Here is a 24,038-nt window from a genome sequence, read left to right as displayed (position 1 = left end):
AATAGTTGCTGGGGCAAGGTAAGAAGGATTTGGACGGCGTCGCCGTTATCCATGGCGATCAATCAGAGGTCGTTCCTTACGAGGACTCCCTGCGCCACCACTGCCCGGATTTTTTCCAGGGCAGAAGCGCTGCTCAAGGGATCAGAGTCAACGATGACGGCGTCGGCAAAGGAACCGCGCACCAGGCGTCCGGCATTCTCGCTCCAGCCGAGCAGGGCGGCGGCATTTACTGTGGCCGCCCTCAGCGCGTCCAGTGGTGAAAGCCCGGCTTCCTCAAGGAGTCTCGCTTCCGTGCCGATCGGGGTGACGTCGGATCCGAAGGAGTCCGTTCCTGCGACCACCGTCACACCGGCTTCATGGGCAGCCCTCACTGCTGCTTTGATGATGGGCGTGTACTCGGTACCGCGGGCGGCAAGGATCGGGTTGGGTGAGCCCGCCATGCTCGTGATGGCATCCATGGTGGGTGTGAAGTAAGTCCCGCGGCTGGCCATCCGGGAGATGGTCTCCTCGGTGACGAAGACGCCGTGCTCGATACTGCGCACACCTGCCCGGACGGCACCGTCTATCCCATCTGCGCTGTATGCGTGGCACAGCACGCCTGCTTTGCCCGCGGCCTTGACCACAGCAGCGAGCTGTTCATAGTCGTAGACCAGTTCGCGGGGGTCTTGTTCCGCCAAGCCGGCCCGGGGGTTGGCGCGGGTCTTGATCACTTGGGCACCGCGTTTCAGGTTGACGCGGGTGAGGTAGGCAAGGTCTGCCGGTTCTGTGACTCCCCCGGTCAGGGACGCGAGCGGTGCCAGGTCCGGGTCGGCGAGGAGCGAGTCCCCAAGCTCGGGTGAAATGAACAGCCCGGCCGGGCTCATCCGGGGCGAGACGCCGGCGGCCCAGGCAGGCAGGGCAGCGAGGGCGACGTCCTGATAGAAGCTGCTGGAGCCACTCCTGACGCTGGTTGCGCCGCCCTGCAGAATGGTCCGCGCGTCGGACAGCGCGTTCGCATGAACATGCACATCGATGAGGCCAGGAAGGACCCAGCCTCCGGAGGCATCCACGATTTGCGCGCGGCCAGCGAGGGCGGCAACGGCACGCCGTGTCTCCTCCCGGTTCCCGACTGCGGTGACCTTCCCTCCTTCCAGTACAAGGACTCCGTCTTCGACTGCGTTGCCCGTCTTGGGGTCCACAATGGTGCCGCCCTGGATGATCATGGGCGGGGGTGAAGCGGGCCGGTCAGCGTATTTGGGGCTGGATGCGTTGCTGCCCGCCCTCGCGGCCGGAGCACTTCCAAGTTGGGCAGCCAGGCTCGCGACTGAGATTCCAGCCAGAGCGGCCGCTCCGGCCAGGATGCCGCGGCGTGGAACCGCAGCCGCAGGCGGAGCAGCAGGGGTGTGATCGTGCAAACACATTGTTTCCTCCAAGGGGAAAGGGTCCTGGCCGAAGCAGCCCAGGTCCGATATCAAAAGGTCAAAGTCTGGTTCTGATGAGCTGGATCAGCTCCCCACACTGTCCGGTTGGTGCCCTCGCGTGCCCGCCACCCCTGATCTTTGGTATACCACGGCGGGAGTGATCACGTAAGAGCGGATGCTTGCACCCGTTACGGCACGGCGACCGATCTGGCCGCTTCCGCGCGCGGATAAGCGGGCGGAAATAGCTCGTCGGGCTCCCGGAGCTGAACGTCCCGTGCCGAGTAAGCGGACCGCATCTTATCGAACAGCAGCTGCCCTTCAACCCTTAGCGCGTCGAGGTCGATGCCGGGCAGGGCGCCATCGACGACGACGGGGCGACCAGCCACAAAGGTATCGGTCACTTGGCGTGCCGTCCCATTGAGCACCAGCGTGCGCAGCGGATCTTCGACGACACCGTCACCGAAGTTGCCCAGGGAAACCACCGTGATATCGGCCTGCATGCCGGAGGCAAGTCTTCCCAAATCAGCCCGCCCAAGAGCCCGTGCGCCGCCGAGGGTGGCGGCGTCGAAGTAGTCTGCCAGGGTCCCGGCGTCAGGACGTCCTTCGACCATCCGAGTCAGGTGCATGCCGACGTCCATGCCCCGCACTAGATCCGGTGGGAAGGAGTCAGTGCCCAGGCACAGGTTGATGCCGGCTTCACGGAAACGGTCGAATGAAACAAGTTGCTTCTGGTAGCGGAACAATGTCAGCGGACAATGGATGATGCTGACGCCGTAGCGGGCCAATGTGTTCAGCGGGCCGCCCGGCGCGGACGCGGCTGGATCGGCGCCGTCGATCATGACACCGTGCGGGATGAGGAGCCGTGTGCTGAAGAGGCCGGTGGATTCGAGCAGTTCCCAGACACCGCGACCAGCGGAGCGCTGCAGGAGCTCTTCCTCAAGTGGTGACTGGAGGCAGTGGAGCCGGACGAGCGCGTCGCGGTCCCGGGCGATCCGCGCCGTCTCCCGCATAAGGTCTTCGGAGAGCGTTTCGATACGGCACGGCAGCAGGGCCCCGGTGATAAGGGGGTCCTTCAAACCGGCTGCGTAGTCCAGGAAACGCTCTGCGTCGTGCAAGCCTGCCCGCCCCTGCGTTTCGTCGAAGTGAACCTCCCGATCACCAGCGGAAGTGGTGACATGGACACCGGAACGGTACGCCGGCCCCAGGTAGCCGCGCAGTCCGATCCGCCGGCTTATCCCTGCCATGTCCACGAGTTCGTCGAAGCCCTCAGCCCATGAACTGTGGATCTCCGAGGCGATAGGCATGTAGGTCGTGATGCCGTGGAGCGCGAGCTGCGCCAAGGCGAACTCGCGGACCGCGGCGCGCTCCGATGGCGTGAATGCGTCCCGTCGGCGGGTGGCAAAGTAGTCCTCCGACCAGAGGTGACCGGGTGCGACATCGGGCGAGGGGCACGAGTCCAGGATGAGGTGATCGATGTCCGCGAGGGCGTCGAGGTCTATCAGGCCGGGCATGACCAGACTCTGGCCATAGTCGTGCTCCTCATCGACCGGGCCCCTGTAATCGCGCCCCACGAAGACGATTGAATCTCCTACGAAAACGACGTCGCCGTCCTCGATGAGCGTGTGCTGCATTCCATCGAACCCCAGAACGTACCGGGCCGAAATTTTCTTATACAACGTGCCTCCTTGAACAGCGGCCGGGTTTGACCGGCACGGTCTTGATATGCGGCGGTGGGTCACTGCCCATGTCCGGGCATCCGAGCAAGCCGGACTTCCGAGGGTTTGCTAAAAAATGTGACTTGCCTCTCAATGGTTACGAGTATACAGTCTTTTGGTATACCAAGTGCAAGATTCCGCAATGTGAGATGTCTTGCCCCGGAACCTGAACCCCTCGAAAGGCCTGCATCATGAGCAACGAAGCGAAGACCACAGGCGGCCCGGCATCCGCCCTCATGGATACGCCGCCCACTCGTTCTTTCCGTGCCCGCCCAGCCATGTGGCTCGCAATGATCGCGCTCTCCACCGCCATCTGCGCCGTTGCCATCATGATCGGAACCCATAAGTTCCATCTCGGCCCGGCGGCCATCGTACTGATGCCCATCCTGTGGACCGTGCTTATCGGCGGATTCCTCGGTGTCCAGAGAAGGAAACCCATCGGAGGGCGTGCCCGGGCAGTGTCCACACACCTGATGGACGTGGCCATTGTTTTCTTTCTGGCCGGCCTCGGTACTCAGATTGGCCCGTCGCTGTCGAAGTTCACAAACATTGGCCCCGCGATCCTCCTGCAGGAGGTGGGCCACGTGGTCGGGACAGTGATCCTGGCCCTTCCGGTGGCGGTTGCGCTCGGCTTGGGCCGCACGGCGATCGGCGCCACCTGGTCCATCGACCGTGAGTCCTACCTCGCCTTCGCCATCCAGCGATTCGGAGTCCGGTCCCCCGAATACCGCGGCGTGTTCGCGGTGTGGGTGCTGGGCAGCGTCTTTGGCGCCGTGTTTATCTCTCTCCTGGCCGGCCTTCTCGGCGGACTCGACTTCTTTGATCCGCGGGCCCTCGCTTTGGGTCTCGGGCTGGGTTCCGCCTCCATGATGCTCGGGGGCGTCGGCGCTCTGTCCATCCTGTACCCGGAGATGGCAGGGGAGATCATGGCCCTCGCTGCTCTCTCCAACCTGGTCACTAACATTGTCGGCTTCTACGCCGGTGTCTTCATCGCGCTGCCAATGTGCCAGAAGCTCTACAAAATGTGGTCCCGCATCTTCGGACGGGACGACCTCGGCCGCCGTGTCCGCAATGGCGTTCTCGTCCGCGCTGCCGGGCGAACCCAAGCCGAGAGCCCGGAGTCAGGAAGACTAGACCGGGCAGTGGTCGAATCCGACGAGGAGTCGGGCATTGACACCGTAGACGTCTACGGCATCGAAGAGGACCCCGTTGTTGTCCGGACACCCAAGACGTGGCTCATCGCATTCGCCGCCACCGGAGTCGCGGGCTTCCTGCTGAACGCCCTCGGAACCGGTTCCGCCCGGCCACTGGATGCCGTCGGCGTGCTCATCCTCCTGGCCCTTACCGCCATCGCACTCGTGCTCGCGAAGCTAGTCCCGGTAGTCCCGTCCAGCATCTGGGTCTTGGCCCTGGCCACCATTGCCTCCGCAACATTCCTACCGATAGGCCCCTTCATCGCCTCCACCACGCAGCACATCAACGTCCTCTTCGCAGGCCTGCCCATGATCGCGTTGATAGGCATGTCGCTCGGTCGCGACATCAAGGCGTTGCGCTCGCTGAGCTGGAAAATCGTCATCGTCGCCCTGATGACCTTCACCGCGAGCTTTGTCGCCGCGGCAGTCATCGCCCAGGTCGCCTTCCAGTTCTAATACATACGAATCGCTCCCTGCCGTGAGGATGGCACCGGTCCGGCCGGGATCGGTGTCATCCCAGCGACATTAAAGACTGAGGAATGAAACATGCTCATCAGGCGCCATCCGTTTAGATCAGTGCATTGACTTCGCCTGCTAAACGGAATCGGAGGTAAGTACTTGACTTCAAAGACGAACTGCGACGGAGCTTCCAACTGGGACGATGTCCAAGTTGGAGACAGGGTGCAGCTGGTCTCCAGCGGGCGCACAGAGTACGCCGGCGAAGTGGACGCTCGGACAGCAGACGGTGACTTCATTTGGGTCCAGGACCCCGTGGGCGGCCACCGCCTATTCCATATCCTTCTTCGTAAGATCAGATCCGTTATCGGCGTTTAGACCAACAGGAGCTGCAGTGGATGAAAATTCCCGTTCGAAGAAGAGCGGCACCATTCCGCAGGTCTGATCGCGGTGTGCTGTGGAGCTGGTTCGTGTGTGCTGTCTGGATTTGCCCTGCCAAGGCTGGCACCGGTTCCTGCATCTAATGCGTGATTCCTGTCGAATCGCCGTAGATGCTTGGGTTAACCGGAATTATGTGAAAGGTGGCTGGGCCCAGTCCTAGATCGGTCTGACTTGCAGGAGCGACAGTCCCAAGGGTTCCATTTTCATACCCAGCTCAGTCGCTGCGGTATCCTCAAGACCTTCCTGTATCTCTGCCAGGGCTCGCGCGTTGTCTCGGGCCAACCCGGATCAGTTGCCATGTCATGCCGTTCCCCCGCATTCCTGCATGAAAAGGTATCAGAGCGGCAATTCCAGACCGGCCGCAACCCAGGCCATATCTAAAGAATAATAAGCAAATCATGTTGTACGCGGCCCTGGCCACCATGAAGTAGTGAACGCGAAAACCCAACGANAAAACCCAACGAAAGGACGAACAAGGATGAACACCCAGAACGCACCCCGCAGGGCGGTACCCGATCTGCAGTAGAGAGCCGCTCCCCCACACAACCGAATAGGTCTGTCCGGGACCCCACACACCCGGAACATCAGATCAGAGGCGAGAGTGTGGACACTGTCCACACGAAAAAACACCAAAAAGGCCCCTGACCTGCGGAAACACTGTGCCCGAGGTGGGACTCGAACCGGGTTCCAGCCCTTGCAAACACTGGACTCCCGCCCCAACATACGGAAACCGGCCCAGTCCGGCACCGGTACGGCCCAGTTCGAGACCCAAAGTGTGGACACTGTCCACACCCCCAAATCTCCCCACCAAAGACCTCCCCCAAACAGCCGCACCCGCATCGACAGGGAGCGGCGCTTCTTTGCCCTGAAAACGCCTGATCCTGCTGGAGAAGAACAATCGCAGCTGCAACCGGGACCTGTCCGCGCTCGTTACGGCCTCCCGGGCATACCCGCACGGCGGCATGCTGTTGCGGAAGATCACCTGTTCGGGTTCAGACATGCGGTTATTTATGCGGGTGTGTCCGGATTCCGGCGAAAACCGCCGGAATCCAGGCCATGTCGTCATCCCATACGGCGTTGGCCCACCTGCTGAGCGATCCAAAGTTTATGAAGATCCTGCCGTCGGGGAGTGCGTGATTCCTAAAGCCAGGAAGTGTTACTGAGCGGAAGTTTCTTACAACGCAGAATGCTCGTCAAACATCGCCAGGCTACTTCGTATCCGGGAGTGGCGATCGACTATTTTGACTAATCGGAGTTGAGGATTAGCGGCGTTCGGCATGCTCTAACGCTCGGTCGACTCCGTAGACGCCGAGCTCGACCAGACGGTCCAGAATGTCGAGCAGTGCCGAGATGCGCTTCTTGTCGACTGTCTGTGCCAGCCCTCGGACGACCAAGTCCGCGATGTAGCGTGCGTCACCAGCTGCCCCTGTTCGGATATCTGCTACTTCGCTGCCGTATGTGTCGAGGAAGCGGTGTGCGGCGAGATCAACCAGGTCGTCGACCCTATCGGGAGCTTCTTGTAAGGCGATCAGCAGTTGGGGGGTGGCATGGACGTAACTCGGAGATGCGACCAGGTCCTCGAGGAAACTCACGAAGGGACGCAGACTGTGCCCTCTGAAGTGGCTGGCGAGCGCACCCACTGCCTTGCGAACCTCATCGTCATCGTCATCGTCGTGCATGAGTTGGCGCAAGGTGGCGAGAACGAGTTCTGAGTTAGCGGCGCGTTCCACCCTGGCGCTGCAAACGATGGCCGCGCCAGTCCGAACCTCGATGTCGCCAGCGAGTGCTCGTTCCATTAGCTGCGGACGTTCCCACTGAAGGGCCGCGAACGCAGCCATGCTCCCGCCCGCCTGCCGTACCTCTCCCTCCCCTGATTGGAGCATCCGGTCGATCACTGGGTCGATTAGTTCTGGGTCGACGTTGCCGATGTACATCATTAGATTGACGACGAAGTCGGAGGCAAGCAGGATGTCGTCCGCCTCGATGAGGCGTTCAAACGCTGTATACGCCGTCGGCCGTGCATGTCGAAGGCAGGCCGCGATGGTGTGGGCAACACAGGAGCGGACGCTTAAGACCGGATCGTTGGCGAGCGCGACCAGGTGAGGGCTAACTGCCGCGGTACGCTCGCCGTGTACGTCATGGACTAGGAGGTCGCCGAGTTCTTCGGCGAGGCTGCCTCTTGCTGTGTTCATACCGTTCTGACGCAGGTCACGACCGCGGCGTTCGTCACAGTCCGGTGAGTTGTCCTTCGGGTCTGGCGCATGCTGGGCACGGTCCCTGATTAGTTCGACGATGTCGAGGGGTGTCTCACTGAGGACGTGTCGTACGGACCATCCGAGCCACCGGTCGCAATCGGTTAGCTCGAGGCTCACGATATGCCGGATGGCGTCAAATACTGCCGGCTGCGCATTGGGGGGAATTGTCGCTTCACCGAATCCCCAGAGGATGGCGCTGGGATAGGCCGCGTTTGTCGTTGCAGTCATATGCATGGCTAGGCCGGCAAACCGTTGTGGGTCCTCTGTGGTGCGGTTCTTGAGTATTTGCGATAGTTCGTGGGCACCACCAATTGAGCTGCCCCGCTCGCGGTCATTGTCGTGCTTGGCCATGGCGCGAAGCCACTGCTTGTCCGTCATCCTCGCTGTTGCCGCATCACCGATCGGAGAGCCGACGGTGTAGCTGATGATGCCGGTCGGTGGCGGCGGAACCTCCATGCCGAACTTTCGTTGGTACTCGGCAAGTCGTCGTGTGCCCAGGGAGCTAAGCCGGTTTCTATCAAGCGCCGACAAGAACTTAAAGGCGGTGTAGCCAAACGAGCGAAAGCGTTCGTATGGATTGCGGAGGTCTCGCAGTTCGTCTTCGAGACGGGCGTGGACCTCTGCGGAGATGAGCGGCGCGATAGCTTCGACAAGCTCTCTAGACAGCCAGCAACCGTCTGAGAGATAACCGCTTTCAAGACGACTGCCGCCTTCGAGGATTAGCTCGGCTGCCCAGTCGGTGAAGTGCGCGGCACCGGCAATGAGCGTGCGGAATAGTAACGCTTGAGCGGAGGCGTGCTCGTTTGCCGCGAGGGTCCGAAGCATCGGCTCGACCGACTCTGGTGCGGTTGACACCCACCTGGCGAGCGCATCCGCCGCGCCGTTGTAGAGCGCGTCGTCAGCGTTGTCGAACCCCGCTTCTGATCGCAGTCGGAGGCTGAAGTGGTGGTCGTATAGCGGGCTGTCGTGTCGCCGTTCTAGGGATGTCGCCTGCATGACGCCGAGAAGATGTGGCACGACGCTTTCGGCAAAGGCTTGAGGTTCTAACTTGCTCGTCTCTTTGATGAGCTCAGTGGCGCTGTAATCGTGCAGACCGAGAATGGTAACTTTGCCGTCTCGACCCGTCTCGAGCGCCGATGGGCTGTCAATGAAGCAGGCGCTCAGCAAGTCGATCGCCCAGAGTGGTTCGTGTGTGGCAAGGTCATGAGCCGACAACCAGAGATTTTTGTCAATCGGGTCGAGGTCTCCCGATCGCACCGCATTCAGCAGGAGGTCGAATAGGGGTCTGTTCTCGTGGAGATCAGCGCGCTGCGTGAGCCATCGGAGCCACGTCAGGTACTCGGGTGCATCTCGTCTCGCTAAGAGAAGTTCCGCGACCACCCTGCTGTTATCAGCTCCGGCGTTTGCGAGAAAGGTGATGCCTCGTTCGCGCAGTGTCTGATCGGTGCTGTCGAGCCATGTCTCGAGGAGTCCGCGGTGGTGGAGCACGTCGAACCAGCTCGGGCGGGCGATTTGCTGCCATAGCCGTCCGGCCAACGTCGAGTCGCCCTCGCCGATTCGCAGAACGAGGTTAAGGTCTTCATCCGTCGGTGCGTTCACGTTGGCGAAAACGATCATGACAGTTTCTTTGATGTGGAGACGGATGGACAATCCGGTCAGCACCGCCTCGACTTCCGTGCGGAAGCGCGCTGGTTCACGCTCACGCAGCAGTTCAAGAATCTGACGCACCTGTGCCCGCCGGAAAAGCTCTTGCTCCTGTGCGCAGAGGAACTCGACCATTGACTGCTGCCGCGACAACCATTGCCGCGCGAAGGTGTAGTCGAAGAACGTTTCATGGAAGAAGGAGACGCGATCACCATCTATGGCCAAGACTTGTTCAGACGCCAGCACCTGGGCATCACGGATGTAGTCGTCGGGGTCGAGTATCTCGATGGCGACCGAGAGGGCCTGCTGATCGCTTGCGGTGTTAGCGATGCGCGCCAGCACGTCGTTGAAGCGAACCTCTGGGCGATAGTCGTTGATGGTCTGGCGCTTTCGCTGCCAGAAAGCCTCGAATAGCGATCCACGTGAGGTGAAGTTGAGCGCGCCTGGTTGACTCGCGACAGTTTCGAGGAGCACGAGGTTCAGTGGCGACTTCAGCAGCGCCTGTTGCGACGAGGTGAGCGTTGTGGCGTCCAAACCCATCGCTTCTAAGGCAGCAGTGACGGCCTCATCGGGCAGGGGCTCGACCGCGAGGCGCTCAACGTCTGTCCGGGCATCGAGCTTGCGAATGCGATGATCGTTCTCCACATCGAAGAGGCGGCAGGCCAGGATGACGCGTACACCCTCGGCTGCCGTAGCCTCGTGGATCAGATCCTCGATGACGTCGTAGCGTTCGGACAGTCGTCCCGACGCGAGTGACACGGCGTCGAGCTGGTCGATGATCAGGAAAGCGTCGCGGCCGTCGGCGGCCATCCGCAGCGACGCAACCGGCGAGCTAGTCAAGCCCAGCTGCGCCCCCAACTCGGCTGTCGAACTGAATGCTCCGCGACGATCGAGCCGGAATGCCAGCACCTCAGCGCCTTTCGATTCAAGGCCCTTCGCCGCCTGATAGACGACCGAACTCTTGCCGCCGCCGCCAGTGCCGACCACCAGCGCCAGACGCGTTCTGCCCATAAGTTCGATGAGATCGGCGGTTTCTTTGCGCGGGATAGCTGGTCTGAGTAACTCCCGCTCCACGGTACGCTGCCAACTCGTGGTTGTAGCGTGTACCTCGTCATGCGCAGTTCGTTTCGCTGTTGCTTGGCGGGCGAAGACGCCGTGAAGGGCCAGTCCTTCAAGCAATTCACGCCTCGTGAGGCGCTTACGGAGGTTACTTAGCAACACTGCGCCAACAGCGACGGGTAGCAGCGGCTCTGCGGCGCCCTCCAGCACCGTAGCGGCGAACATAGCGTTTGTCTTACCCAGCTGCTGTTCGTCACCGATCTCGAACCACATGCCGCGAATCACTTGCCAAGCGTCCTCCGCGCTGCCAAAGATATCAGAAGCTGACAGCTCATCGAATACCGGGCTCAACTGCTCGGTGAGTTGGTGCGTTACGAACTGCCCGACATCCGCGGACTGCCGAGCCCATTCGCTAAGCACGCGTAGCCGCCCGCACGGCGTCATTGAGCTGAAGTGATACTCCCGGCCGTCAGTGACATGCCTCGCCGCAGCCGCGAAGATTCCGCGACTCCGCAGCGCTGCGACGGTCCAATGATCGTTAATGCTGTGCTGACGCTTCACCTGCGTGACGGCCACAGTGCCCCGTTCATCAACGAAAGTGAACTCAGAACCGTCGGCCAGGTCCGGATCAAGATCCTCGAGGGTGATAGCGCGCCGCTCGTCTTGGATGCACCGTAAAGCGTAGTGGACGGCCCAGGACAACTCATACGTGTTGCCCAGCTTGTCGGCAACCCCGCCGCCGGCGCTATTCCTACGCAGCGCCTTAGCCTGCACCTTATCCGCATCCTTCATAGAGACCATTCTCACCGTTGGACGCCGTCCATTCCGTACCCGCCCCCTCGCACTCGCCGTTCGGTCGACAACTACCCGACACGAGTCGCGCCGCCGAGCTCTATCCCAAGTCCGCGACCGCCGCGCGGTTCTGCTCTTCACCGATGCGTTTGAACAATCCAATCGAGTCCCAAGTGGCCGCCACAAGCGGGTTCTCCCGTCCGGCCGCCGCCTTCAGGGTAGGCGTCATCGGCAATACTCCGTCAACGGAATCGTGAGCGGACTTCGTCAATAAGTCAGCCAGTTCATCCCCCGAGAGCGTCACAAGCGACTCCAGTTCTTCGATAGATAGCACCCCTACAGGGAAATCTGCATCCGGAAGTTGCGCGCGCATCGGCCAGTTCTGGTCCATATAGAACGGTTCCAAGGATATGACAAGCCCTACGCGTGGTTTCATCGGGTCGATTTCCGGGTTGATGGCTGCGATAGCTTCTATATCTCTATGCGACCGGTTCAGCTGCTCAATGCCTTTGCCGATTGAGCCAGTGACCGAATCAAGCCAAGTATCCCTACCGACTCTAAGTGCCTCAATAGGCTGTCTTGCCTTGCATTCAATGAGCACAAGCAAACCGGGGAGATCAAGGAACCAATCGCAAGAATCGATGCGGTTTTTTTTGAACTGATAGGGAAGCTCAGGCTTGCGAGAGCAGTCACCGCTGATAAGCTCCAGATGACGGCCTACATAATGCTGAAACACGTGACCGAGATCTCGAGAGAAACCGTCGCCGAAAGCTTGGACACCAAGAAAATAGATGGCCGGCGGAAAGGCCTTGGCAATGATCGCCTGGCACCAAGGAGCGATCGGCACATCAGTAATCCCCTCAATGAATGGTCGATTCGCAAGTGGGTTGAACGCGAACTTCTTCTCAGTAGAGGTCGCATGATCTTGGAACTCACGGTTCACCCGTTTGAACTCGGCTACGGAGGTCACGAGCTGCTCATTAAACGTCTGTCGCAACGCACTAAACGAGAGCACCTCCCCCAGCCCCTGAAAAGCGTCGCCGGTTAGCCACTCAAGACTGAATGTGCCGCTGTTGGAATGGGCGCCGACAGAGATGACGAACACTGATTCCACGTACTCGTCAAGCGTAAGGCCGTTCGCGATCTCCTCGAACCAACCTGCGGTCATCTTCTCCACCGAAAAGCCCTTTGGGTGCTCGCTCATCGTGCCAAAGAGGAGGATGGTCCTAGAGAGCGCTGAGAATATATCCCGCTGGCCGGGGAACTGCTCGAAGTACATTCGCGTGAGGGTCTTCGCGAAAGCATCAGTTCGATCGGGATTGGAGTGAAGTTCCTCATCTGTCAGGTGCACGTTCATATTGCAAAGGCGCAGAAGGACTTTGTTGTCAGCCTGGGGGCGTTGAAAAGATCCCCATGCAAGTGACGTGCGGGCCACGTCGGCAATATTCCAAGGGTTGAGCCCTAGCCGATTCAGAGAATTGTCGCGGTCGTCATTGGGGGCAATTGCTGCACTGGTCGCGGCGCATTGAATCAGGAGACTGTCGCGGTCAACCTTGCGGACTTGGCCCTTGAAGTCTTCCCAGCTCGCAGATTTCCGAGTTTGTTGATAGGGATATCCGGGCGTGCTGCTAGTGATGATCATGGTCCGATCCTAACGGGCCAGTTGGTGCCCCTCTTTTCTTCAACATTGTGGGTTTACGAACTCATGAGCAAGCATAGGAAAATAGCACGGGTATATTCAGTGAGTCCTCAACTGCTCCTCATACTGGCGGTAGCGAGCGAGGTCCGCATTCAGGGCGCCACGGCGGGCGGCCTCTTCACGTCGTCTCTTGTCCGCTGCTTCCTCGGCTGCCGCTGCTGCTTCATCCTCTATTCGGCGCCGCAGGGCCTCCTGCCGGCCAGCAACCGCAGACCTTGCCTTCCGCAGGTGCTCGGAGTCGAGCCCGCCTGCGGTCAGGCGCCACTGCTCAAGGGCGCCGCTGGCTGCCTTCTCTTCGGGTTCAGGGTCTTCGCCAGAGTGGTAGCTGACGCCGATACGGCATTCCTGTTTGGCCCAGCCCCACCAGACCCTGAGGCTCCAGCCGGGTTCGGCGTGTTCGGTCTTGAACGCGTCGATGCCGGTGGACTCTCGGCCTGACCCAGCAGGTTCCCGCCCGGTGTTCTCACGACTCTCTGGCGTCATGCCGCGCCACCGAAAACCATCCATGAATGACCAGAAGTATCTTCGCTGTTTGTCATTCTGATCCCCCATCATCGCTGGGCGGGTCCTCCACGCAACCAGGGCGCGATGCGCCGATCGCGATCCAACATTTCGTTCGGTGCTCCTTCGTCGCTTATTTCCTCGCGAAATCTTGGACCGTGACCGGTTCCCCAAGTTGCACTCCGGCCCCTTATACCCAGCGGCGACTCCTCTATCAGATCGACGCCAAAATCTGGCAAGCACAACCGGTGCCCGCCAGCCGATAAAGGAGAAAGACCATGGAAACGCTCACCATCAAAACACCCGCAGACGTTCTCAGTTTCGTCGGACACACCCTGGGGTTTTGGCCCCGGGAAAGCCTCGTCTGCATCACGCTCGTCGACAACCACGTCGGGGCCACACTGCGCGTTGACCTGCCGAAACCGGGAGCAGAGATCAGCTACGCACAAACCATCGCCGAATACTTGGCCCACGACGCTAAGGCCGCCAGCGTTGTCTTCGCCCTATACACATCATTGCCCGCCGAGTCCGGACATTCCAGGCCGCACGCCGCAACCATCGCGGCACTGACAGGGGCCTTAGCCGAGCGGGGAATGTCTATCCGTGACGGGCTCCTCGTCGGAGACGATGCAGTTTCGCAATACGACGGCGATCCCAAGGCCGGACCGTCGCTGCCTCTAACGTCGACGCAGTCCAGCCAGATCAACGCCGAGTTCGTCTACCGCGGCAGCACCATCGCCCCGACTAACCGGATCACTTTGCCAGCTTCGACCAAGGAAATCCACACTGCGGATGCCGTCGAAAGTTGCGTGAAATCCATGCAGAGCCTGAACGTCCGAGATGCCATGGACCGGGCCCGGACGCTGTGGACGGAAATGCTGGACGCAAAATCCTTCCCGACCGACGAGCGAATCATCAGCCTGATCGCGTGCCTCCAGTTCCCCACCATTCGGGATCAACTCATGGCGGACATTCCCGGAATCGACGAACCCATGGACCGCGTTCTCCTGGCCCAGACGGACAGCACGCCGCGCTGGTCCAGGGTCGAGTGGGCAGAGCAGCTGCTGCTGCACGCTTACACACGCAGCAGCACGAGGCACTCCGCCCCCATCCTCACCGCCATCGCTTTCATCAATTGGTGGGAAGGCAGAGGCAGCAAGGCCCACCAATTCCTGCAACTCGCCCTCGAAGCCGACCCCGGCTACCACCTGGCCAGGCTCAGCGACCAAATGATCGGTCGCGGAATAGTCGCCGGCTGGACCATGGACCGGAACACGGCGTATCGGAATCGCGGGCTTGAGGCATCCTGAACAACTACCGAGAGATTGATCTACCCTGGGAACCGGCAGTCAGCCTGACGCCACACGGTCTCGGAGCCACCGAAACACCGCTGCGTCCCACCCCTCCGGATCGACATTCCACTCCTGCGTGTGCTCCACCGACGGAAAGGTCACCAGCGTGGCCAAATCAGGACGGCGGTCGACGAACCGGCGGGAAACCGCGAAGGGAGTCGACCTGTCTCTTTCACTATGGATCAGAAGGGCAGGAAGGCGGAGTTCGTCCGCCCGGGCCACCCCATCCAGGGCCCTCAAATTCAAGGCTGTTCCCAGCCCGGCGATCCAACACAGTCGACGTGACTCAAGAATCCGCAGCCCCAGGGCCGCAATCCAGCTCGGAAGCATAGTTGATCGGGCGTTGGCCATGAGCGTGCTCGTCCAGTCAATGACCGGCGCATCGAGAACGAGCCCGGCGATGCGGTCCCGGAACTCCGACTCCAGGGTCAACTGAAGAGCAATCGTGCCGCCGAGAGACCAACCGAACAATACAATTTTGCTAGCGCCCTGATCCACGGCATATGAGACGGCAGCGTCCACGTCGCGCCACTCGGACTGTCCCAAGTGGTAGCGGCGATCCGCCGAGGCCGGCGCTTCTCCATCATTCCGGAACGAAACCACCAGGGAGGTGTAGCCCAGCCGGTCCGCCACTGGTACACCGCGCAGGGCGCCGGATTTCTTACCCCCCAAGCCATGGACATGGATAGCCCACGTGCCGGAATCACCTGGGGAGGCTTCAGAGGGTGGGAACTGCCAGGCAGGCGCCATGCCGTTCTCCACTGCAATCCCCACGTCTTTGTAAGGAAGGCCCAGCGGGTCCGGCGTTGGATAGACGTAGCCGCTCCAGATCCCAGCCTTGGCGTTCAGCAGGTCCCCCGAGTCAACCCGCTCAACCAGTCGCGTCACCGTCCCGACGGCGGCGGGCCCAGCGCCGTCGTCGGTGGCCGCGATCTTCCCGATGCAGGCGTGGCCTGCGCCATTGGCAAACCAGATGCTGTAGCGCCCCGGAACGGTGGTCCGGGGCGATGCTGGCAGTTCAATCAGCAACGAATCGTTGCTGTCACGGAACACGCTGAGAATCGGCAGATCCTCAACTCGCCGCGATGCTGGAACCACAATCTGACGCGCAAAATAGACAGCAGCGAAAAGCGCTGCGGCGCCGGCCACAGCACCTCCGACGACCACACCCACCACGACCTTACGCATCGCCGTCGTCCTTTGGCTCTTTCATGCGGTCGTCGATGACTTGGCGTAAACGCAGAAGCGTGGCGGGGGAAATCGCCTGCAACTGACGGGCTGCAAAGTTCCTGACGCGGTTTTCCCTCAGCGCCCGCAACAGCTGCAGTTGGGCGTCGACCAGATCTGGGATCTCCCCGGTGTCGTCCAGGAGATACCGGGAGTCGACGCCAAAGTAGTCGGCAAGACTCTGTAGAAGCGCCGTGTCCGTCGCCATGGGACCGTCGCCACTGCGCATATAAGCCCACCGGGAACGGGACAAGGGCGTTCCCCGCTCCTCCATGTGCCGGCTGATCTGCGGGTAGGTCAATGGCGAAGACCCTTGGGCCTCAAAAAGATCCAGGAGGAGATTCAGTTTTCGGGCGAGGCGTGCTTGCGGCGTTTCGGAGAGATCGCCGTCGCTGTCGGTCATGACTTCACCTCCCCCTTGATTGGCGTCCTGGCTCCCCAATGCCCGGGGGTGGAAACCCGGGTTCCGAGATACTCCTCCGCTTCAGCCAGTACTTGAATATCACTCTCCCCTAGTGACTTGGCAGGTTCGGGGTCGACCAAGAGGGCGTCCTGGATCTCAACCAGCATCCGGTGGAGACGCTGCTTGGACGCATCCCGCGGGTCGCTGGCTACCGCCGGAACATTGAGCCGAACCCCGGCGCGGGCCGCGGTGGTTCGTTCCCAGGTCTCAGCTAAGCGGGCGAGGAGGACGGCGGTGGTCCGGGAATCGGATCTGCGCTCCAGGCGACGCGCAACGGGCGGCAGGGCAAGGCCCACGCACAGAAACGCCATGGCCCCGAATACCGCAGCGTCGTACACATAGGAGAGCCGCATCATCGACTCAATCTCTCCCATCAGGTGCAGGACATCCATACCCACCACCGCCAGAACGAGCACCACGGCCAGGGAACACCCAATGCCGATGAAAGTGAGTGCAAGGCGGAAATACGGCCTTGCCATCTCGCCACGAAACTCGAAGCACGTATAGCCAGTGACGGTCACCACCGCTCCGATGTAGAGGAACTGGATGCTGGAGTACGCGGCGGCTGCCCACTGGCTGCCAAAGTCCTTCATAAAGGCGGTGGACGTCCGCGGGGCATCGACCAGGCTGAAAGTCAGAATCAGTGCGACGACGACCAGTCCCAGCAGAGCGAGTCCGCCCCTGTTGCGCCGGTCCATCTTCTCGTCTGGATCGGCCGCCCGCAGGATCGCCTGGGACAGGAAGTAGATCCCGACGACCATGAAGATGTTGGCCACCAGGTCCAGGACATTGCGGCCTCCGAGAAGCCTGTCCCCCTCGAGGTAGATTGTGTCGACGTTCAGGGTGAGTGCGGTGGCAATAGTCACGGCAGCCACCATGATGCTGTGGTCGCTGCGCCGCTTCATGCTTGGAAGGAGGCACAGGACCAAGCCCCAGATCACGGCGGCGGCAAAGACCTGGATCACCCCAAAATCCTTTCAAACGACCGGGGCTCGATGCTGCTGTCCCTGATTGCAGCGGCGAAGAGATCTGCCAGGGTCTCGGCAGCGGCTTCGATATGATCCAGGAAGTCACTGCGCCCCAGGATGCGCGAGACTTTCTCGCCGGAAAGATTGGGACACAGGGTCTCGGCGTAGTTCGCGGACACCACCGCCTCATCGTGGCGGAGCACCATATGTCCGAGTTCGTGAAGGATAAATTGCTGGCGGTGAAGGGCCGACGGCGTTGGCGCGTGCAGGATGATCTCCCGGGTGTTCGTGGACAGCCACAGCCCACAAACCGTTCCGCTGTTCAAAGACTCACAGACGTCGATCTCAATCCGCCGTCCACGGGCCTTCTCAATGATCGAGATCAGACGGTCCAAGGAAAGGCGGCTCGGCAGCTTCAGCGCTCGGAAGCCCTCCGCAGCGCTGCTCGCCGGCGAGTATTCAGAGTCAGCAAAACGTCCCATTGGAATCCCATCATCTGGGCTGCCGGCTCATATCCATGCCCGCTGCCCTTCGACGAATCGGCCCGCTCATCTGCGCCCGCCAAGAATCGCCTACCACCATTGAACGCCTGTGCTCTGGACATGTCCAGAGCACCAAACCGCACCACCCTCACACCTCTGGCATCCAAGGTTGTCGGCGTGAGCGCGTACTCACGGCAAGTCATGTCGCAGCGCGCCTCGGCGTTGATGAACGACTGTGAGCGGAAAGGTTTGCGGGGAATGCGGCAAGCGCTTCGAGCCGTCGCGCGGGTCGCAGCGGTTCTGCTCTACGCGCTGCGCCAACCGACAGCGTGATCGTCGACGGCGGCACAGAGCAAAGGGCGCGCCGCCCGCAACCGGCGCGGCTGTTGCGTTCAATTCACCCACCAGAGCATCCGCCCCAACGGCACCCCCGCGCAACACCGACGCCCGCTTGTCTGCCGCCCTCTCAATGAGCAGCAAGCTCCTGGATTCGTTGTATACCCGGCTCAGATCCCAAGCCGCAGACATCGACCACTTGGCAGCAGAGAACGCGGACCAACGAGCCCTGATCAAGAACCTCCGCGCCGACGTCGCCAGCCTGCAGACCGGTCAGAGAACTGACACCCAGGACTTGGTCCGCCTGGCCGGCAAGCTGCTGGCTCTGTCCCAGGCCACCGGACTTGAAATGGACGACACCACGAAAGCCGTATTCCGCCGGCGAGGGTGGACATCCTCCAGCCGCCATCGGGAGGCATCGAAGCAATGACCATGTCCATCGCCCGGCTGTCCGCCCAGTCTGGCCTGAAGTACCTCTTCAAAACCACTATGTTGGACGATCTGACGATCACTCCCGCCGATGCCACCACGTACTACATGAAAGCGGGCACGCCGCAGGGCCGCTGGCTGGGTTCCGGCCTGCAAGGCATCAGCCGGACCAGCGGACAGGCCGTCACGGAATCCGACGCCAAAGCCCTGTTCGACCACGCGGTCCACCCGGACACCGGCACTCCCCTGGGCCGTCCGCACGGCCAACCCACTGTCGTCCAGAACAGCCAAGGCCGAACCGAAACGCGCCACGCCGTTGTCGGCTTCGACCTCACGTTCAGCGTCCCAAAGTCCGTGTCCGTCCTCTGGGCCCTGAGCCCCCGCGCGCTCCAAGACCAGATCCTCCAGACCCACCACGAGGCCGTCAACGACACCCTGCACTGGCTCGAAGAATCGGTCATACACACGAGGGCAGGCCGTAACGGCGTCGCCCACCTCGGCACCCGCGGAGCCATCGCCGCCGCCTTCGACCATTGGGACTCCCGTGCCGGAGATCCGCAGCTACACACCCACTTGGTCATCGCCAACCGCGTCCAGCGCATCACCGACGATGCGTGGGTCACCTTGGACTCGCGGACGCTCTACAAAGCCGCGGTCGCTGCCAGCGAGCACTACAACGGTCTCCTCTTCGACGCACTCCACCGGAACCTCGGCACCGACGCAGACATCCGGGAGCCAGCCGCAAACACACACAACCCCAGTCAGCAACTCACCGGCGTCGACCAGGTGCTCATCCGCGAATTCTCCAACCGCTCCCGCCTCATCGACCTGGAAACCGACCGCCTCGTCGCCGAATGGACCGCCAGCCACAGCACTCCCCCAACCGCCACGACCACCATCAAGCTCCGCCAGCAGGCAACCCTTTCCACCCGCGGCGCCAAACCGGAAACCGCCGCACCACTCCATCAGCTTTCCGCACAGTGGCGGGCACGCGCAGCGGCCCAAGGCTTCGAGCCCAGCCTCGTTCTCGCGAACACCGTGCGGCGCTCCCACCAAGCCCCTTACCGCACCGGTGACTTCACAGCCGACTGGATCGACGCTGTCGGCTCACTGACCCGCGAGCGCGTCGCGACGAAACGCGCCACCTGGAACCGGTGGAACCTCCTAGCGGAAACCGAACGGGTCTGCGCCGACATCCGCTGCAGGACGCCGGCGGACCGCAACACCATGATCGATGCCGTTGCCACCGCCGCAGAGAACCAGTCGGTTCCACTCAACGAGTACCGTTACGCCGTCCCCGTCAACGCGCAGCCCGACCTCCGCTTCGCACACCGCAGCATCTTCGACTTCCACGGCTCCCGGCTCTACACAGACACGGCGACCCTCACCAATGAGGATGTCGTCATGGCGGCCAGGAACGACGACGGCAGCCCGGCCGTGAGCGCGGCGGTCACCATGGAATCGCTCGCCGGCTACAAACACCGCGGTCGGCTCGAACTCCACAGCGACCAGCGCTCCGCGGCGGCCCATGTCCTGCTCAGCGGCAACCGGCTCGACGCCGTCGTCGGTCCCGCCGGCACCGGCAAGACCACCACGCTCGGCGCGATTAAGGCAGCCTGGGAGGCAGAATTCGGGGCCGGTACCGTCGTCGGGCTGGCGCCGGCTGCTGCGAGCGCCGAGGTCCTCGGGCGAGAGCTGGCACTGGCCACGGAAAACGTCGCGAAATGGCTCTACGAGTCGGTCGGCCAGGGAGCCGGCAAACGGGCTGCACTCTTCTTCGACATGGAGCAACAGCTCACTGTCGGTGCTACTCCCGGCCCCCTGCCCCTTCGGTTCGCTCAGAGAGCCGCCCGGCTCGCCGCCGAACAGGACAGGTGGCGTTTCCATCCGAACCAGCTGGTCGTCGTCGATGAGGCCTCCATGGTCTCCACCCTTCAGCTTTCTGCCCTGGTACAGCAGGCCCGGGACGCCGGGGCCAAGGTGCTGCTGGTGGGCGACCCCGCGCAATTGGATGCCATTGATGCCGGCGGTACGCTCGGCTGGCTCGACCGGCAAGGCAAGACGGTGCGGCTAAGCACCATCTGGCGGTTCGAACAGAAGTGGGAACAGGACGCATCACTCAAGCTCCGTGCCGGGGACTTCGCGGCCATCGCTGACTATGACCGGCACCAACGTATTCAACACGGCTCGTACGTCGATATGGTCGACGAAGCCTACCTGAGCTGGCAATCGGACCTCCAAGAAGGCAAGTCGTCTATTCTCATCGCGGCCGACAACGACACAGTCAGCATGCTCAACCAGCGCGCCCAGGCCGACCGCGTTCTCCAAGGTTCCGTGGACGCGGAACACACGGTGCCGCTCAGCGACGGATCGCGGGCCGGTGCTGGCGACACCGTCATTGCCCGCCGCAATGACCGCAGTATCACCGACAGCAGCGGTGACTTCATCCGGAACGGGACCATGCTCGACGTCGTCCGTATAGGCAGGCGCGACGGCTCGCTGACCGCGGTTCGCCGGGACACCGGCGCAACGAAAGTTCTTGGCCGGGAGTATGTTGAGTCCTCGGTGGAGCTGGGATATGCGACGACAGCCCACCGTTCGCAGGGCATCACAGTGGACACCGGGCACACCGTCGTCACCCGGGGCCGGCTCACCCGTGAACTGCTGTACGTGAGCATGACCCGCGGACGATCGGGAAACCACGCATATGTCAGCGAAAACGATCCTTTGAACGACGACCCTCTGGATCCCGCCTTACCGTCCCCGTGGCGCCAGATACTCGGTGGCGTCCTTGCCGCCGAAGGCGCGGAACGCACAGCCCACGAAGCCCTCAACGCCGAGCAGTCGAAGGCGGACAGTCTGGAGCACCTCAGTGCTGAGTATGACTACCTCGCCCAAATCGCAGCCGCCGAGGATCTGGCGGCGTTCCTTGATAGTCACGCGCCCGGGAAGGCCGCTGAACTTCACCAGTCCCATTCGTGGGGAGCCGCTGTCGCAGCGTGGCGCCGGGCTACTGGCGTTAGCCGTCCAAGCACGCAACGTGTCGTCATCGCTGCCCTGCAAACAGATGCGGCGGCTCGAGACATGGCGGCTGTCATCCACTCCCGACTCCGTCAGTTCCTGTCCGGGATGCCCGCAACTGGAATCTATCCCCTGGCTGAACCTGTCCGCATGTCTCGTCCCGACCTGGCCGACATGGTCAGCCAGGTTCAGGACCGGATCCAGCAGCGGATCATGAATGTCGCCAGCGACGCCACGATGCGTGACACCGAATGGAAACGGGCGCTCTTGGAGACCTTGGGTCCAAATACACTTCCAGAGCATGCGACGGACGTCATTGGCCAAGTCGCTATCCATAGGGACCGATGGGGTATCGATGACTCTCCCCTCCCCCTGGGACCAGTTCCTGACTCCTACGACTGGGAACAGCAGGAGCAGCGCGCCAGGATAACCCGCCTTGTTGACCAATCGGCTCTATCGTCTCCCAATTACCGGCAGGCTTCGAAGTTGCGTGATGACCCGATTACGTGGGAGGACCGGCTTATCAATGTCGGCTGGCAAATCTAAACTGGTCGAGAAGGTAATCCATGGATAGAAACCCAGTCCTGAAGCCGAAGCTTGCGACACCTGCGTTGGTTCTGACTAGCGTGGCCCTCTCGATGTGTGTCACATACCTTCTGGCCACTATGGCCGCCAGCTGGCCGTCTACCTTGCTGCTGCAAGCGACAGCGCTTACAGCCCTCCTGGCCACCATTGTTGCTGGCTCCGTCTGGTTGGCGCGCCTGCGCCGGCTTCGTGTTTGGACAGCGGCCGCGAACGAAAAGTGGAATCGCTTTGACGAGGCAAAGCTGGCGCACCGCACCACAGCAGAGGTCACAGTCCTGAGCGTCGATTCCCTCGAACCCACGGGATCCTGGATAACGATACGGTGGAACCGTTTCGACCATGTTCAGCACGCTTGGATCGAAGCGCTGCCCGATCCAATCTGGCCAGGCTCAGTTCTGCTGATTTCCCCGGATCGAGCCCAAGTCAGGCCGGGCACCCCTTGGCCAAGTTCCTACTACATCCAGGCTTCGCGTTGTCTCGCCTGGGCGCCTATCCAGCGGTAATGAACAGGGCTGCAATCCACGACCAGGCCGGTGGGCCACAAAGCCCCATTTGGCCGAGCAATCCGCTCTGAGATTGCTCGCGGCTGGACAGGATCTATGACAGTCCCCGAAATGATCTCGCAACCCTGAACCGACCACCCTGAACATCGGCAAAGTCATCGTCCTGTTCAAGGCCGACATTGTCCAGATACTGGTCTAACTCACGATCAACGCCGTCGGCTACCTCTACTTCCGCGACAAACTCGACATACCCGACGTGGACCTCTCAAGCGTGAGCTTCGAGCCCGGGAACATGATCATTGGGGCGCTGCTGCCCAGCGGTCTCACCGACTTCAAAAGTGGTCGCGACCAGCGGGATCATTGCCTGGGCACCTCTTGTGGTGGCTTCGGCTTTCAGCGTTCTTTCAGTGCGCTTTTCAACGATGGACTTGGTCCGTTCTGTCTTCTTGGAGATATGCCGATGATCAAGAGCCTGCGGTAGGCCTCTGCCTCGTCGGCTTCTGTCAGTTCGGTGGGCTGGACGTTCTTTAAGACCTGCGTGTACAACCGGTCGACTTCTTCCTGGCTGGCCGAGAACCTAGTAGGGATGGAGTCGTGTCCACAAAAAAGATGAGATTGCCGTGGGCACTGGTTGTGTCAAGCCACGGACCAGCCAGAGAACGGAACCCTATCCCCCCGCTTCCGCAGCAAAGTCAAGATGTCGGCCAGGTCAGAGTTATTGCGCCCCCACCCTGGAGAGGTCGGCAACCATCAGGACATTGTCCGGCTGCATGTAATCCAAGCATTCCATCCCCGCGTCCGGTCCTGCGTCGCCCCTGAAGCGTATTCCTGGCAACCTGGGATCCAAGGCTGCCCCCGGGTGCTGACCCTCGCATAGCCGATCACGTTTCCCGACACGCCAAAATCTATCCACCAACGTAGCTTTCATTTCAGAAAACCAGTGCTGGCCAACACTACTGGGGCGTTCCGATTGTTTTTCGTCCCTTTTTCGGATTCCGTCGCCGAAACCGACAATGGGTTCAAATCCCACCGTCACCGCCAAAGAAGACCCCCTGGATTCCGGGGGTTTTCTGCATTCTCAGCAGCTTCGTGGTGCATTTTTGGGCATATTTCGAGGAATCACTCCCACATCGAGGTGCTGCCGCACCCGTCAGGGGTGCGGCCACTGATCCGGGTGCGGCGCCCATCGTCTTCACCCGAGTGGCGGAAGCTCTCTCTTGGCCAGTCGCTTCACGGCGTCGGGAGTCGGCCGGTCCCGCTGCTCGTCGAGGGCGACCCTCAACTGCGCGGCCAAAATATTCCGGCGTATGTGGAGCGCCAATGCTCTCCGAGCCTCCCGGTCACTCCGGAGCGTCCCATCCGGCGTTCTCAAGAGGATCCTCAGCACGGGTGGTTGGGCCCCCGTTAGCAGTCCAGCGTCTATGCGATAGCTAATAGGTTTTCTTGCGTCCAGTTTTCCCAGTAGCGTTTCGGCGTCATGCCGTCCAGGGATCCGTGGGGCCGTTCATGATTGTAGA

The 24,038-nt window shown here is 61.5% G+C and carries 14 protein-coding genes; 5 read left to right on the top strand and 9 right to left on the bottom strand.

Features of this window, described 5'->3' with window-relative positions; genetic code table 11:
• Positions 1-62: 62 nt before the first annotated feature.
• Both ACZYZE_RS17945 and ACZYZE_RS17940 read right to left on the bottom strand, forming a co-directional pair.
• Positions 63-1,202: an amidohydrolase family protein gene (locus ACZYZE_RS17945; RefSeq protein ID WP_463909365.1), complete on the bottom strand. Its 1,140-nt coding sequence runs from the start codon at positions 1,200-1,202 to the stop codon at positions 63-65.
• Positions 1,203-1,588: 386 nt separating this feature from the next.
• On the bottom strand, positions 1,589-3,076 hold the full coding sequence (locus tag ACZYZE_RS17940; protein ID WP_463909363.1) for an amidohydrolase family protein: 1,488 nt from the start codon (positions 3,074-3,076) through the stop codon (positions 1,589-1,591).
• 230 nt (positions 3,077-3,306) lie between these two features.
• On the opposite strand from ACZYZE_RS17940, the gene ACZYZE_RS17935 reads away from it, so the two are divergent.
• On the top strand, positions 3,307-4,764 hold the full coding sequence (locus ACZYZE_RS17935; RefSeq protein ID WP_463909362.1) for a DUF3100 domain-containing protein: 1,458 nt from the start codon (positions 3,307-3,309) through the stop codon (positions 4,762-4,764).
• Between the two features lie 1,703 nt (positions 4,765-6,467).
• Here the strand turns inward: ACZYZE_RS17935 and ACZYZE_RS17930 are convergent.
• From ACZYZE_RS17930 to ACZYZE_RS17920, 3 genes are all read right to left on the bottom strand, one after another.
• Entirely contained in the window at positions 6,468-10,955 is a 4,488-nt protein-coding gene (locus ACZYZE_RS17930) for an nSTAND1 domain-containing NTPase (protein WP_463909360.1), read from the bottom strand.
• 100 nt (positions 10,956-11,055) lie between these two features.
• Positions 11,056-12,597, bottom strand: a complete 1,542-nt coding sequence (locus tag ACZYZE_RS17925) for a hypothetical protein (RefSeq protein ID WP_463909358.1) — start codon at positions 12,595-12,597, stop codon at positions 11,056-11,058.
• A gap of 96 nt (positions 12,598-12,693) precedes the next feature.
• On the bottom strand, positions 12,694-13,137 hold the full coding sequence (locus ACZYZE_RS17920; RefSeq protein ID WP_463909356.1) for a hypothetical protein: 444 nt from the start codon (positions 13,135-13,137) through the stop codon (positions 12,694-12,696).
• Positions 13,138-13,433: 296 nt separating this feature from the next.
• Here ACZYZE_RS17920 and ACZYZE_RS17915 point away from each other — a divergent pair, with 296 nt between their 5' ends.
• Positions 13,434-14,465: a DUF4192 domain-containing protein gene (locus ACZYZE_RS17915; protein WP_463909354.1), complete on the top strand. Its 1,032-nt coding sequence runs from the start codon at positions 13,434-13,436 to the stop codon at positions 14,463-14,465.
• A 39-nt stretch (positions 14,466-14,504) separates the two neighbouring features.
• On the opposite strand, the gene ACZYZE_RS17910 is transcribed toward ACZYZE_RS17915, so the two are convergent.
• The 4 genes from ACZYZE_RS17910 to ACZYZE_RS17895 are packed head-to-tail and all read right to left on the bottom strand — an operon-like array spanning position 14,505 to position 17,647.
• Positions 14,505-15,695 (bottom strand): alpha/beta hydrolase, encoded by a 1,191-nt coding sequence (locus tag ACZYZE_RS17910; RefSeq protein ID WP_463909353.1) that lies wholly within the window; start codon positions 15,693-15,695, stop codon positions 14,505-14,507.
• On the bottom strand, positions 15,688-16,137 hold the full coding sequence (locus ACZYZE_RS17905) for a hypothetical protein (RefSeq protein WP_463909351.1): 450 nt from the start codon (positions 16,135-16,137) through the stop codon (positions 15,688-15,690). Before ACZYZE_RS17905 ends, ACZYZE_RS17910 begins: the two co-directional genes overlap by 8 nt.
• Positions 16,134-17,162: a hypothetical protein gene (locus ACZYZE_RS17900; protein ID WP_463909349.1), complete on the bottom strand. Its 1,029-nt coding sequence runs from the start codon at positions 17,160-17,162 to the stop codon at positions 16,134-16,136. Before ACZYZE_RS17900 ends, ACZYZE_RS17905 begins: the two co-directional genes overlap by 4 nt.
• Positions 17,159-17,647, bottom strand: coding sequence for a hypothetical protein (locus ACZYZE_RS17895; RefSeq protein ID WP_463909347.1), 489 nt, complete (start codon positions 17,645-17,647; stop codon positions 17,159-17,161). The genes ACZYZE_RS17900 and ACZYZE_RS17895 overlap by 4 nt, the downstream gene beginning before the upstream one ends.
• 469 nt (positions 17,648-18,116) lie before the next feature.
• Here ACZYZE_RS17895 and ACZYZE_RS17890 point away from each other — a divergent pair, with 469 nt between their 5' ends.
• The 3 genes from ACZYZE_RS17890 to ACZYZE_RS17880 all read left to right on the top strand — a co-directional run bounded on the left by ACZYZE_RS17890 (position 18,117) and on the right by ACZYZE_RS17880 (position 23,002).
• On the top strand, positions 18,117-18,413 hold the full coding sequence (locus tag ACZYZE_RS17890; RefSeq protein WP_463909346.1) for a hypothetical protein: 297 nt from the start codon (positions 18,117-18,119) through the stop codon (positions 18,411-18,413).
• On the top strand, positions 18,410-21,979 hold the full coding sequence (mobF, locus tag ACZYZE_RS17885) for a MobF family relaxase (protein ID WP_463909344.1): 3,570 nt from the start codon (positions 18,410-18,412) through the stop codon (positions 21,977-21,979). The genes ACZYZE_RS17890 and mobF overlap by 4 nt, the downstream gene beginning before the upstream one ends.
• Before the next feature lie 813 nt (positions 21,980-22,792).
• Positions 22,793-23,002: a hypothetical protein gene (locus ACZYZE_RS17880; protein WP_463909342.1), complete on the top strand. Its 210-nt coding sequence runs from the start codon at positions 22,793-22,795 to the stop codon at positions 23,000-23,002.
• Positions 23,003-24,038: the final 1,036 nt, after the last annotated feature.

This window comes from Pseudarthrobacter woesei, from assembly GCF_055412745.1.
The sequence above is the reverse complement of the archived record's forward strand: the minus strand, read 5'-3'. Positions and strand labels throughout refer to the sequence as shown.

Coding starts and splice junctions, on each gene's coding strand:
- ACZYZE_RS17915 (WP_463909354.1), top strand. CDS start 13,434: ATGGAAACGCTCACCATCAAAACACCCGCAGACGTTCTCAGTTTCGTC.
- mobF (WP_463909344.1), top strand. CDS start 18,410: ATGACCATGTCCATCGCCCGGCTGTCCGCCCAGTCTGGCCTGAAGTAC.
- ACZYZE_RS17920 (WP_463909356.1), bottom strand. CDS start 13,137: ATGACGCCAGAGAGTCGTGAGAACACCGGGCGGGAACCTGCTGGGTCA.
- ACZYZE_RS17895 (WP_463909347.1), bottom strand. CDS start 17,647: ATGGGACGTTTTGCTGACTCTGAATACTCGCCGGCGAGCAGCGCTGCG.
- ACZYZE_RS17945 (WP_463909365.1), bottom strand. CDS start 1,202: ATGATCATCCAGGGCGGCACCATTGTGGACCCCAAGACGGGCAACGCA.
- ACZYZE_RS17935 (WP_463909362.1), top strand. CDS start 3,307: ATGAGCAACGAAGCGAAGACCACAGGCGGCCCGGCATCCGCCCTCATG.
- ACZYZE_RS17925 (WP_463909358.1), bottom strand. CDS start 12,597: ATGATCATCACTAGCAGCACGCCCGGATATCCCTATCAACAAACTCGG.
- ACZYZE_RS17930 (WP_463909360.1), bottom strand. CDS start 10,955: ATGAAGGATGCGGATAAGGTGCAGGCTAAGGCGCTGCGTAGGAATAGC.
- ACZYZE_RS17890 (WP_463909346.1), top strand. CDS start 18,117: ATGAGCAGCAAGCTCCTGGATTCGTTGTATACCCGGCTCAGATCCCAA.
- ACZYZE_RS17905 (WP_463909351.1), bottom strand. CDS start 16,137: ATGACCGACAGCGACGGCGATCTCTCCGAAACGCCGCAAGCACGCCTC.
- ACZYZE_RS17910 (WP_463909353.1), bottom strand. CDS start 15,695: ATGCGTAAGGTCGTGGTGGGTGTGGTCGTCGGAGGTGCTGTGGCCGGC.